General features: G+C 40.6%; 4 protein-coding genes. All 4 read right to left on the bottom strand.

Annotation, left to right across the window (positions count from 1 at the left end; translation table 11 throughout):
* Nucleotides 1-2 precede the first annotated feature (2 nt).
* The 4 genes from PAUR_RS07290 to PAUR_RS07275 all read right to left on the bottom strand — a co-directional run bounded on the left by PAUR_RS07290 (nt 3) and on the right by PAUR_RS07275 (nt 13,854).
* Nucleotides 3-10,274, bottom strand: coding sequence for a non-ribosomal peptide synthetase/type I polyketide synthase (locus tag PAUR_RS07290; RefSeq protein ID WP_192507123.1), 10,272 nt, complete (start codon nt 10,272-10,274; stop codon nt 3-5).
* Between the two features lie 1,284 nt (nt 10,275-11,558).
* Entirely contained in the window at nt 11,559-12,074 is a 516-nt protein-coding gene (locus PAUR_RS07285) for a hypothetical protein (protein ID WP_192507122.1), read from the bottom strand.
* A gap of 315 nt (nt 12,075-12,389) precedes the next feature.
* Entirely contained in the window at nt 12,390-13,043 is a 654-nt protein-coding gene (locus PAUR_RS07280) for a DUF2987 domain-containing protein (RefSeq protein ID WP_192507121.1), read from the bottom strand.
* Entirely contained in the window at nt 13,033-13,854 is an 822-nt protein-coding gene (locus tag PAUR_RS07275; protein WP_192507120.1) for a glucosaminidase domain-containing protein, read from the bottom strand. The genes PAUR_RS07280 and PAUR_RS07275 overlap by 11 nt, the downstream gene beginning before the upstream one ends.
* Nucleotides 13,855-14,036: the final 182 nt, after the last annotated feature.

Below are 14,036 nucleotides of genomic sequence, written 5' to 3'. Positions count from 1 at the left end.
CGTTATAGGTCCATCTCTGTCATGGATTCATCATCCAAAGCGGCACTAATATCGCGTCCACTCACAATATCACTCACCATTTTTATATCTGGTGAGCTGTCTGAACATGTCGCCATTGCATTCATCAAATCATCTATTCGCACTGCCAGAAGTGCGATGCTTGAATGGTCAAAAACATCGCCAACAGTGATACGGATCCCGAATTGGGCATTGATTTTCGACACCAACTGCATCGCTAAAACAGAATTGCCACCGCACTCAAAAAAGCTTTCTTGAGTGCCTAAAGTACTTGTATTAAGTAACGTCAAAAAGCAGCTGTGAAGCGCTTCTTCAGTGGCGGTATTCGGCTCTACAGGTATTATGTTTCGCTGTTTTATACTCTCCGGTATAGGTAGAGCATTCGAGTCCAGTTTTCCGTTCGGCGTTAATGGCCACGCCAGCAACCAACACACAGATTCAGGTACCATATAGCTTGGTAAACGCAAGGTTAGTGCTTGGCGTATCTCGCTGTATGCCCATCGTGTTTGCAAGATGCCATCATCAATACAATACGCACATAAACTGGCTTGTTGTTTGGCATTTTGTTTTATGAATACACGTACATTCTTAATTTCCAGAACTTGCCGTAAATGATGTTCGATATCACCTAATTCAATTCTATGACCGTGCAGTTTTACTTGCTGATCAAGACGTCCTTGGAGCTCAATTTCACCATTTGGTAAACGTCTTGCTCTGTCCCCCGTCCGATATAAACGCTGAATAAATTGGTCATTAAAACGATGCTCTATAAATCGTTGAGCAGTTAATTGAGGCTGCTTAAAATAGCCATTTGCCAAACCTACACCACCAATACACAGCTCCCCCCATACACCCGTAGGTAGTGGCAACAATGCACCTTGCACATTGTCTGACATGATATACAAGCTGGTATTTGTAATACCGTGTCCGATAGATATGTGCTCGGCATCTGTGATGTGACTCAGTGAAGACCAAATTGTGGTTTCAGTCGGTCCATACATATTCCATAATTCAACGTCATTTTTCAAAAATGCCTTTGCCAACGACTTGCTAAGTGGCTCGCCGCCACACAGCACTTTTAATCCTTTGACACAGTGAGGCTGGTGATCTAACAACAACTGCCAAAGTGTTGGTGTCGCCTGCATTATAGATACAGGGTTTATATTTAGGAGCTCAACAATGGCCGCAGGGTCACTGCATGTTTGCTCACTTGCCAGCAGCACATGAGCACCTACAAGCATTGGCGTAAAAAGCTCCAGCATTGCAATATCAAATGCAATGGTTGTTACTGATAACAACGTATCTGAACGCGATATTCCAGGCGCTTGTACCATTGCAGATAAAAAGTTAATTAGCGCTAAATGATTTATTTCAACGCCTTTTGGCTGACCTGTAGATCCTGAGGTATAAATGACATAGGCAGGCTGTGTTGGCAATAACTCGATATTTAAGTTCGGCGCCTCGCTTGGATTTAAAGTGCTCGATAGTGAGTCAATATCTAACACTGTCATACTATGGCGACTATTTAATACACTGTCGTCGCATAGGCTATCACAGAGTAATATGCACGCTTGTGCATCATTTAAAATGTAATTTATCCGCGCCTGTGGAAACGCCAAATCTAATGGTAAATATGCCGCACCTGTTTTCAAAACAGCCAATATACTCACCACCAACTCAACACGCCGAGGCAAAGCAATGGCGACTAAACTACCGACGCCAATATCGAGCGCTCGCAAGTGGTGTGCAAGTACGTTTACTCGCCTATTTAATTGCTCATACGTTAAAGTTTGTTCTTCACAGCTCAATGCTGGATGCGTCGGGTACTGAGCAACGATTTGCTCAAACTGCTCAATATAGTTAGTTAATGCCGGCTGTGAGCTGTTCGAGTCAACGCGTAGTTGCTGTGCTTTATTGAACTGCTCTTCAAGTAACGTTTTTTGAGCTGATTCAGTTACAAACGAACAAGCTGGTGAGTGCAACGTATCTTGAGAGTTTCCTTTCTCAATGAACGCAACAAAACTTTGTATGAAGCCATCAAATAGTTGGGTATCAAATTTGTGTTTATTAAACTCTATGTCTAACGACCATGACTCACCAACTTGGGTAACATTACAATTCAGTTCAAACTGACTATAGGTGGTTACCGAGGGCCCAGTATCAATACTCAGCTCAGCAAAAGCCGGTAATGACGGTACTTTATCCATATTGAACAAGGTAGAGGGTAAATGAATGTCTTCTTTCGTTAACGCAGAATATGGATAATGCTGATGTTCAAAGGCAGTCAGTAGTACAGACTGCACGTGCTTGGTCAGCTCACCTAAATGACTGCACGCCATAACATCAATATTAATTGGCAGAATATTAGTACAATACCCCACCAACTGGCTATCTAAGATATCAGGCTCAAAAATATCCTCCGAACTTCCAACGATATCTCTGCGAGACAATAACTGTCGATCTGAACATGGGATCCCTGCCGTGACAATCGATTGTTGCGTCAATTTACTTAACCATAAAAGGTACATTGACAACAAAGTAGCAAATTGCCCACAGCCATTGCGTTTAGCAAGCTGCGATACATTCAGCATGGCCTCCTCTGTGAGATGTATACTCCGTGTTTCCACCTCAAAATGCATCTCCTCCTTTGCATCGATGTTTTCAGCTAACGCAAACTTCGTTGGCAAGGCGAGCTCACAGCTGGTCGCCAAATGCGTTAACCAAAACGTCCTATCCTCTTCAAATTTTATTGTCTGTTGGTATTGCTTGAGCGCTTGAATATAGGCAAAAAAGTCTAGTTTTGAATTTGCGGGCTCTATCACTTCCTGATTGTAATAAGCTGCAATCGCCTTCAAAGTAATCTGTAGTGACACTCCGTCATATAGTATGTGATGTGCAACAAGGCTAAAATAACTGCAGCCTCGCTGATCTTCTACCAAATTAAAACGGCATAATACATCATTATCCAAGTCAAACGGGGCGTAACGCAAGGCGCTTAAATTTGCCGTCAGCTGAGCGTCTGTATCAATTGTCACAACCGGCATTAATATTTGATTAAAAGCACCTTTCCTATGACATAACGTATCGCTATCCACACCATAACTTAGCATTGGGTATTGCTTTATCACTTCCCTAATTGAACGCTCTAAACGTCGTTTATTCACTGCACCAGTTAACTTCACCGTCGCTTGTAACTGATAGGCTTTTGCACCTTGCTCAGACCGTAAAGCCAACGCCAGCAATTGCTGCTGAGCATCACTTAAGGGCACAGCGTCATTTTCACTGGCACCACTTATCTGTGATTCTAATGCTAAAGAATCGCCAAAATATCCGGCTTTTTTTATACTGAGTGCGCTGTCTTGTACGACTTGGATAATTGCCTCAACATCAGCATCCGTATGCGCTGCTGATAAGAAGCAATTTCGCCCCTCCCAAATAAACACGCCACGATTGAGCATTTCATAAAAAAACACATCCAAGTTTTGTGTAAATTTAAATCTAAATAGTGATGTAAAGGCTTCAAGGCTAATTGGGATCTGCTCTGCTGTAAAAAACCGATTTAACGTCTCTTTCAAGTACGTGGTTTTTTCATTCACAGCATCGAACAAAGCGGGTCCTTGACGTTTTATTTCGCTCAACACAGCTTTTGCACTCGCCATGGCTAATGGGTGTTTGCAGAAAGTCCCAGCAAAGAACGTTGTGTCTGCTTGGGGGTAAGAAGTATCGCCATATTGCCACACACCACCATCAATACCATCTAAGTACGCGTGGCTACCCGCAACCACACCGATAGGCAGCCCGCCACCAACAATTTTTCCATAAGTTGCCATATCGGCTTGTATATCTAGCAACCCCTGAACTCCACCTGGATGTGCTCGAAACCCAGTGATCATCTCGTCAAAAATCAGCGCAATGCCCAGTTCTTTCGTCAACTCGCGTAATTCTTTTAAAAATGCCCATGGCTGTAATTCAGGATGACGGCTTTGTACAGGCTCAACTAATACGGCTGCAATAGAAGAAGCATGTTTACGAATAGTCTCTAACGCCTTAGGATCTGCATATTCTAAAACCAAATTATCACTAATTGATCCATGACGAACACCCGAACACATTGGTTCAACGTCACTTTCACTCAATGCATGTGCTAATGTGCCATCATAATGTCCATGGTAAGCACCTGAAAACTGAACAACTTTTTCACGTTTAGTCGTATTACGCGCTAAACGAACCGCAGTCATGACCGCTTCAGTACCAGAGTTACAGAAAGTGACACGCTCTAAACCGGTCAAATCATTAATCAATGATGCCACTTCACACGCAAGCGGGCTGGCTAACCCAAGCTGCAAACCCGCCTCAACTTGCTGTAACAACGCTTGTGTTACAAAGTCTGGTTTATGGCCGAATAAATTAACCCCAAAATCCATAGCAATATCAATGTACTCGTTACCATCAATGTCCCATATTCGCGATTTTTCACAGCGCTGAGAAAAAATTGGGTAAAGTAACTCTTTACTTGAAAGTCTAAATCCAGCCGAAGCTCTACTGTCTGCTAAATATGGTCTGTTCTCACTAATTAGTGCTTTAGATTTTGCCGTTTTTTTACAATATTCCTCACTTAATACCGCAAAATGTTGCTGCATACGTTCAGATTTTAATTGAGAAGTAAGCTGTTTTTTTTGAAAAGATGGCAAGACTGAATTAACGCTACTTTGATACTTGTGTGCTTGGGGCTGAGGTACTGAATGTGTAACATTACCTTCCTCAACGCTGTACTTATACCCAGCGTTTACGCCTGCTGAAGCATCTTCAGAATCACCTTGTCCTAACGGTAATGAGTGACTACGCTCTGTCGTCGTTGTTAGCAACTGTAATTGCTGCGCAGTGATCGCCTTGAGACTATCTCGACTATGCTCGTTGTTAACTTGAGTAGCAGCGTGTAATTGCGCTTGACAAATTTCTTTTACAAGCTCGCCATTTATATGGCCCACAGCACACGAAGCTATCTTGTTATTTCCGTGCGTAATGTCTCCGGCACTTACTAATTGGTCTGTTGCGTGTTCTTCAACATTAGCTGCTATTGGCTGAGTACGGTAATCACTATGTTGTACAATGTAAGCCAATAAACTATCAACTGTGCTTAACTCTTCATAAAACTGACGCACACTAAACTCAAGGCCAAACTCCCTTTCATATAAGCGAACAGCCTGCATGATCATCAATGAATCTACGCCCATTTCGAGCAAAGGTAGATCTGTCTGGATTGCTTCAGCCGGCATAGATAATAAGTTTGCCAATGTAGACAATACAAACTCTCGAATTATGACTTGTCGGTCTTCACTATGCTTGCCTTGAACAATTGCGCCTTTAACATAAGCGTTAACTTCATCTGCATGGCGGTGCCCGTTCGATGCTTTATTTTTACTCTCTTGGGTACTTAAAGGCACAATCCAATGAGCATGCTCATCAAATGGATAAGCAGGTAAACTCTGTCTTGGAACCGATTTTTGAGGGTAAACGCAAGACCAATCAAGCTCCAATCCTAATTCAAATAAGCGACCAATACTTGCTGGAAAGCGCGATACATCTTCCCCTATGTTATGGAGTACATGCAAACATTCACAATGATGATCTTTAAGGTTTTCTTGAACAAGGGCACTCAATACAGGTTTGGGCCCCACTTCGAGCGTACAAAGTGGTGCAACTTTATTTAATTGATGCAGACACAAATCAAACCGTACAGGTTTAATAATTTGTTGCACCCAATAATCAGGGGTTGTCAGTGCGTCAGTTTCAAACTCACCTGTAACCGAAGACAAATAGGGATACTTAGGTAAAGAGAAAGTAATGCTATTGGCTACTTTTGCAAACTCACTAAGTATAGGTGCCATTAATGGAGAGTGAAAAGCACGTGCAGTGTTTACCTCCCTATATTTAATTTTCTTCTGTTCTAACTGCCTACATACAAAATCAATCGCGGTATTTTGCCCAGATAACACCACCCCTGACTCTGCATGAAATGCGCAAATGCAAACCTGAGTTGAACAGTCAGCATGGCACTTCGCAACTATTTCTTGTGCCACAATATCAGTACAGCGTATTGATATCATTCGGCCTTCATTAGGCAGCTCTGCCATTAACGATGCTCGGGCGGCAATCAGTTTAACTGCATCTTCGATAGAGAAAACCTCTGCAATACATGCAGCAGCATATTCTCCAACACTATGACTGACCAAATATTTCGGTGTAATACCTAAGCTTAACAATAACTTTGAGAAAGCGTATTCCACGGCAAATAAACAAATTTGTGTCCACTGTGCTTCGTTGAACAACTCAGCTTGTGGATTGCCGTATAACACGTCCAGCAAACTTTCTGCTCGCTGATTCTCTAGCAAATCATTACATTCGTCTATCGCTGCCTTAAATACTGCCTGTGTTGAATACAAAGACTTTGCCATATTTGCATACTGAGCACCCTGCCCCGTGAACAATAAAGCCAACTCACTGATATTATGAGACCCGCCGTCATGATGCGCACTATAGGTTTTGTTAGCCATGTTCAGGTTTTCAAGTAATTGTGTTCGACTTAAACCGTGTACCACCCGCTTATACTCTCTCATATGAGGCTGCCTTGCATTGTTATAAACCAATGCATCAAACTCATTAGCGTCTAGTTTAGCTAACACCTCGTAGTAACGATTAAGAGACTGATTCAGTGCTAAAGGCGTTTTTGCTGAAACAGCGAGTAAATAAAACCCTGTTTGCGCCAGTAAATTAACATCAAGGAGATTTTGCTTAGGTGCCGCTTCACAAATTACATGCGCATTGGTTCCCCCAAAACCAAATGAACTTACCCCTGCATAATGTGCTAAATCCTCTTTTGGCCAATGAGTATCAGAAGTATTCGCGACTAAAGGCATTTTTGCCCAAGGAACATGCGTATTAAGTGTATTAATGTGGGGCTGAGCTGGAATTTTTCCATGCTGCATACACAATAGAGTTTTAATAACACCTGCAATCCCGGCGCCTGATTCTAAGTGGCCTATATTGGCTTTAACCGCGCCGACAGTAATGGGAGACGCCATTTGACCCTGAGGTCTATATACTTTGCTTAGCGCTGATAACTCGATAGGATCACCCAATTTAGTACCAGTTCCATGTGCTTCAACATACTGTACATCTTCAGCACAAACAGCTGCGTTGTGTAAAGCTGCTTTAATAACAGTCTGTTGTGATAAGCCATTAGGCGCTGTAATACCATTACTGCGTCCATCTTGATTTACAGCACTGCCTTTTAATATGCCTTGTATTGGATCTTGCGCCCGATAAGCCCCTTCCAATGGCTTCAAAAACAAACAACCAACACCTTCACTGCGAACATATCCATCAGCAGCGTCTGAAAATGTTTTACAACGACCATCATCAGCAAGCATTTGTGCGGCTTCACAGGCTTTAGTCACTTCATCACTGAGAATTAAATTCACACCACACACAATCGCTTGAGAGATCTCTCCTCTTTTGATGCTCTGAATTGCTTGATGAAGCGCTACTAAAGATGAAGAGCATGCTGTATCAATCGAAATGCTAGGCCCCGTAAAATTATAAAAGTACGATAGCCGATTTGCAGCAATACTCAGTGCTGTCCCAGTACCAAGATAAGCATTTTGTTTATCAAACTGCTGTGACATGGCAAAGTAGTCGTTCTGTGAAATTCCCACATACACGCCTGTATTGCTTCCTGATAAAGCTGATGGGGAATAGCCACCAGCCTGGATGGCGTGATAACTGACTTGCAGTAGTAAACGATGTTGAGGATCAATATATTTTGCTTCCGTTGGAGAGATTCCAAACAAAGCGGCATCAAACTGCGCAATATCTTCTAAATACCCACCAAACCGACCCGCTTCCAAATTAGGACACAATTGTTGACGCTTTTCGGAAGGTAAAGAAATGGCGTCTCGTTTATCACAAATGAGCTGCCAAAATTCCTCAATATTATTTGCCTGCGGATAGCGACAAGCCATACCGATAACTGCAACATCTCTCTTATCTAAAGCCTGCTCTGTACTTTTACCAATCGGAGTGTTGATGTTTTTTACCGTATCATCCATGTCACTCTGATTTATAACGTTTTCAATACCTTGATTCTGTAATACCACGCTTTGTACTTGCTCAAACTGCCACAAATAGTCACTAAGCTGAGCAATAGTCGGGTATTCATATAACACTGTTGCTTCCAGCTCAATGCCATGCATTTCCATTAACTCACCAGAGATCCGTACCGCCCTCATAGAATCAACCCCCAGCGAGTGAAAAGGTGCATTCACGTCTAAAACGGGGACATTACTTTCGAGCTCTTGACCAACGACCTGCTGCAACAGCTTTTCTATCAATAATTTGCCTGATGCGTTTTGTGAAGAACCTGCCGTTAATGGCGCGTGAGTTTCAGCTAATTCATTCCCATGAAGGGTTCGATATAAAGGTGAAAATAAGGCTTCTACGTAGTGCCGTTTATTTTCTTGGCGCTGAATTTTACCACTAGATGTTTTTAAAATACGACCAGGTTTGATTAACACAACTTCATATGGTGTTACACCATGATGTTGTGTTACCGCGGCCATAATGTCAGCGGTTACGCTCTCAGGGTTGAGCTTACGCACCGCAGTACGTTTTACTTGCTGGACTATGATCAAACGCTCTTGCGTTGCTGATTGGTTTGCTTGTTGGTCCGGCGATGAAACAATTGAAAATGCAGCCCCTCCGTTGGCATCTAATGCCTCATGTGCATTGCTGACCGTAAGCTCTATATCTTGAGGATAATAATTTTTCCCCCGAAAAATAAGCACATCTTTTGATCTACCTGTGACAAATAATTCGTCTTGAAAGATAAACCCTAAATCTCCCGTGCGTAAATACGGGCCATCATTGTCATCTGCAATATGTGCTTGAAATATCTCTTTTGTTAGCGCTTCTTTACCCCAATATCCTTGTGCAACACTTGCACCTTTAACCCAAATTTCCCCTGTGTCACCATCATCACACCGCTCTTTACTCTCTGGATTTACAATTGCGACGGTATGATTATGCCACGCAATACCACATGAAACAGCGTAATAAGGTTGCTCTTGAGAGGTACTATCAAAGTCAAAAAAGATACCTGATTGAGAGGGCATAGATTCTTGCGTGCTCAACAACCGAGCTTGTCCATCTTTTAACGCTTGACTGGCCAAACGCAATACCGTTGGCGCGACAGACAATTTACCTCCAGTAGCAAATAACGTCGTTTCAGCCATGCCATAACAAGGTGCAATACTGTCTCTATGTAATCCACACTCTGCAAACTTTTGCGCAAAACGCTCTAAAGTACTTGCTCTTACAGGCTCTGCACCATTTAATGCAGAGCGCCAATGTGATAGATCTAAAGATTTTAAATCTGCATCTTTGACAGTATCAACGCATAAATCATATGCAAAGTTTGGGGCGCTTGAGGTCACCGCTTTGGTGTCACTCAACAACTTTAACCATCGGTAAGGCTTTTGCAAAAAATAAGTTGGGTTCATTAAGGATGCAGGTGCACCAATATATATCGGATGCAAAATACCAAAAATAAGACCCATATCATGGAAATGTGGCAACCAACTGACTATTGGGGTTGAATTATCATGCCCAAATGCAATTTTCATCATTTCTTGGTTATCGATGATATTGCCGTGGCTAACCATCACCCCTTTAGGATTGCCCGTTGACCCCGAGGTATACTGCAAAAATGCTAAATCATCCAATAAAATATCACTAAAACACCATTGCTGCGTTTGTACCTTAGTGGTGCTTTCTGAATCAGTTGTAAATACGGCTAGTTTGGCTAATTGTGCTTCAGAATCAAATAGAGGGCGTGCAATTTCATAAATTTTCTCACTGGTTAAGGCACCTTTTGCACCCGCATCAGTCACGATACTTCTTAAGCGATCAACATTTTGATTTTTTTTAGGTGGATAAACAGGAACCGCGATAATACCTGCATATAAGCAAGCAAAGAAAGCTTCAACAAATTCAAAGCCTGAGTTAAACAATAAGAGTGCTCGGTCGCCTTTGGAAAAATGTTGCTGAAGATGTATTGCAACTTGCTTTGCTCTCTCGTCTAGTTCAGAGTAGCTCATTACTCTACATGGCTTACCATCTTCATAAAAATATTGATATGCAATGTCGCTACCACGCGTATTAGCCAATGCGACTAACCTAGTCACTAAATCTGTATTCATTCCATGCCCATCATTGGTTCTGCGGATCAGTCAGATGTCACATCCTCAGCACGGCAATTTACACAGTAAAGTGCATTAAATCGCGTTACTCAAGGTGTTTCAGCCTATTACCACTTAAAATTGAAAAAATAGAATCAATTAAATATCATCAATAAACATTTATTAAAAACCGTGCATTCTGTGTTTTTAAAATGGCAGGGTTTAGTGAAACATTTATTGCAAATCAAAGGTAAAACTAACCGCTTAAACCACCAGCTCTGCTAATTTAACTGCACCTTTCCTACTACATCTTATTGCCTAAAGACATAAGCTAACTCTAAAGGCAGACTTTTCATAAAACGTCTTTCGAAATTAGTTTATGCACTCATTTAAATAAACTAGTACTCAAAGAATATGACAAATCTCGCAAAAATAACCTTATAAGTATGCCAATACAAAACTACTAGAGGTGTCCAACATCATGGACATTTACAAAAATGCTACCACAAACACCTAAAAAATAAAGATAAACAACAAAAAAATTAACAAGCCATAGATATAAGTCAGATTATCACAACAAAAAAACATACTTGTATTTCATGCTGCTCAACATCGTGAATCTATGAATCAGTATCTTAATAGATAGTACTGAATATAATTGCATGGGTAAATTACAGTCAATTACATTAACAACATGTAAACTTTAATCTTAGGTAATTCTTGAAAAAACAGAGTACTTTTTGAAACTAAAATCTTGATTGTGAAAAGTGGTAGCCGACAGGTGAGAATAAAAACATAATTATTTATATCAATTACTTATTTTTTATTTTGCCGAATAGTGAAATAGAATACCCTGGCCATTGATTAAGGGTTTTGTTTAGATATCGATATTATTTACATTGAACATGAAATTTATCACATTTTGTGACTCATACTTGTATGCTAATGCAACTGACTATATAAGAAAAAACAACGATAGTAGTGGCTATTAAGAAAGTGAGCAGGTTTGACGATTATGCCAAAATAGCTGACATGCTGAACTTTAAAACAGGTAAATTGAACTCGTCAATAAATAAGCCTATACCTCCAGGTTTTTAACTAATTCAATTCACAGCATAACATTAATTTAACGTAGAATAAGGCGAGTTGGGTGCGTACTTGCAGCGAAAAGGCAATGAGGCCAGAGATTCAACTAATGCGTGATAGGGTAAATTTATAGCATTTGTATTTTTCAAATTTCATGAAGTTAGTACATAAGAAGTGGCTAGTAATTACAAACCACTGCTTTGTTAAGTTGCATTCAACTTACCACTTATATAAGCGGCACTTTTGTTTCGATTTGAAACCGTAATTAGCAACAGTGTATGGTCCGATTTCAGCATCACGAATTGTCTTAAAAGTAAAACTATCCATTGACACATCCATTGTTCCATTGCTATCGAGTGCGTATGTTGTTTGAATTTTACTACTGCCAATTTCAAACATACTTATAAACTCATTACCTGTTAGGAATTGATCAATCACAATCCCGTTATTTTCATCCACAGCATAATGGCCTCTATCAGCATTGATTGTTAATAGATTATAGTTACGTACACTTGCTGATTGCCCTGAGCCATAACTGAGCGTCCACGAAACCTTACCAGTATCTTGTGCCGCAATTTCTAAAGACATTGCAAAGTTATAATAAGACCCGTGTCGAGGAGAAATAAGCTCACACTCCCCCTTGTAAGTGCCTGCCCAGCCATCGGGAATAGTATCCGCCGCGTAAGCCACTGAAGATAAAACTGCACCAGCAAATAGTATTGATAGAGTTTTCATTGATAATCCTTATTTTAATGTTGGCCTCAACCAGGTACCTAATATAGCAACAAAATCATATTTTACAAGTATTCCCACTTAATATTCCAACACATCGTCATCTATAGCGCTTTTATTAAAAAGTAGACATAGAAAACGGCACTTAAAGTGCCGTACTAATTCATATGATTAATTGCTAATATCGGTTCAACCTTAGAAAACTATTTCCAACATCGTCACATCACCAAAAAATAGCTGCACATCGTCGACTTTATTCGTTACCTTCACACTCGTACCTCTATAGCTCGTTAGATATCAGAACTAAGCGTAAAAGACCTATTTTGATATCCAAGGTTTCACTGACACAATCGAAGCTGGCGTATCTACTAATGCAGTTTCAATTCCATCCCACGTCGCATCCACTGCAAAATGACATAATGTACGTTCACACTTAATATCTATATTATCTAAAGTCACGGGTTGAGAGAATTCAACTATCACCCCTTTTTGTTCCGGTAGTAAAAAGCGCATTAACTTACTAACAAAAAAACCTGACAGATCAGAAAGTAACGTATCAAATTCATTGTGTAATTGATATAAACTCGCTTTAGTCAATTGCATTGTATCAAAATGCTCTGCTTCAATTTGAAATTTCAATTGGCATTGATGCTGAGGGTCACGGGGTTCTATAACCAGCACCGCTTTATCTTTGTCTAGCTTTTTATCAAATGGTAACAGTAATTGAGCTTGCTCTGTATACGCCAAAGGTGCTTCGCTATTTTCTGTTATAATTTTCCCACTACCAATTGTACAAGGTGCCAACGTTGTACTGTCTACAACATAGAAGTTTATACGAGCGAACTCGAACTCACCTTTTTCAATTACTTTCAATCTGTCGTAAAAACCATCATATGACACCACAAACTCTGTGGCCTGTGACATAAACGACATGCTTAATAACACTGCCGTGCAAAACCAATTACTCTTCATCAAAATAAGCCTTATTGTGTCTGATCATATCATTCAGTTCATTTACATATGCTTCTCCACGTTCTGAATATGAAATCAAACCAGCCGTTAATGCAGTTGCTTCAACTGGTTGTTTATTACTTCTTAATTCGGAACGTTTTACTCTTAGTCCTTGGTAAGCCTCATGTGTATTAATGTTTCTAAAATACGACTTAACGGCAGCTCGAACGGATTGAAATGCAGCAACCTCATGCTCCGCTTCATTATCTCTACGTCGCGGCACCATGCCACATCCTTTTTTGTAACACCATTGACCAAAAAAGTTTAATCCAATACGTGCAAACCGAGAAGTCCCCCATGCAGATTCATTTGCCGCTTGCATTAACGCCAACTCTTTGGGGATCACATCAACATGAGATAGCGCGACTTTTAAACTCTCTTCGGTATAACGCTCACCCTCCAAACGGTAATAATCATATATTTTATTCAACTTGTCGGTTTGTGCACCCGTTAATACTTCATCAAACTGTAACATCATAAGTGCAATTTCAATACTTGCACGCTGCTGCTGTATAGCTTTATTTTCCGCGATAATGTGTGGCTTTATAAAATCAAAAAATTGTTGCTTCTTTTGTCCAACCTCTTTTATCTGCGAAAATTTTGGGAGCCTCACAGTGTGTAACGGTTTTTCGGCAACAATTGGCGGTGTCTCAATCACCACCGGGGTGGTTTCACTTGGTTTTATGATTGGAGCTGGTTTATACAAAAATGGGTAAGCTAACCCCCATAATGACACTATAAAAATGACTACTCTAACTACATTGACTTGCATGTCTTTCCTCATCATTGAGCGTACCAGCCTATATCCATAATTTGGCTGTAAGTTACTGATATAACTTGCTACTATCAGCATATGTGTACGCTATTACTTCGTTCTTTCATTTTAAACTAACGGCGTATTATACTTAAAGTAGCAATTAAACGCGAGTTTATGCGTATTCACCGCATAATCGA

The sequence above is a fragment of the Pseudoalteromonas aurantia 208 genome (assembly GCF_014858725.1).
Classification (GTDB): domain Bacteria; phylum Pseudomonadota; class Gammaproteobacteria; order Enterobacterales; family Alteromonadaceae; genus Pseudoalteromonas; species Pseudoalteromonas aurantia.
Note: the sequence above shows the minus strand (reverse complement) of the source record. Positions and strands in the feature narration are given on the sequence as shown.

Bases quoted from the DNA above. Each gene is read 5' to 3' on its own strand.
- PAUR_RS07285 (WP_192507122.1), bottom strand. From the start codon at position 12,074: ATGAAAACTCTATCAATACTATTTGCTGGTGCAGTTTTATCTTCAGTG.
- PAUR_RS07290 (WP_192507123.1), bottom strand. From the start codon at position 10,274: ATGAATACAGATTTAGTGACTAGGTTAGTCGCATTGGCTAATACGCGT.
- PAUR_RS07275 (WP_192507120.1), bottom strand. From the start codon at position 13,854: ATGCAAGTCAATGTAGTTAGAGTAGTCATTTTTATAGTGTCATTATGG.
- PAUR_RS07280 (WP_192507121.1), bottom strand. From the start codon at position 13,043: ATGAAGAGTAATTGGTTTTGCACGGCAGTGTTATTAAGCATGTCGTTT.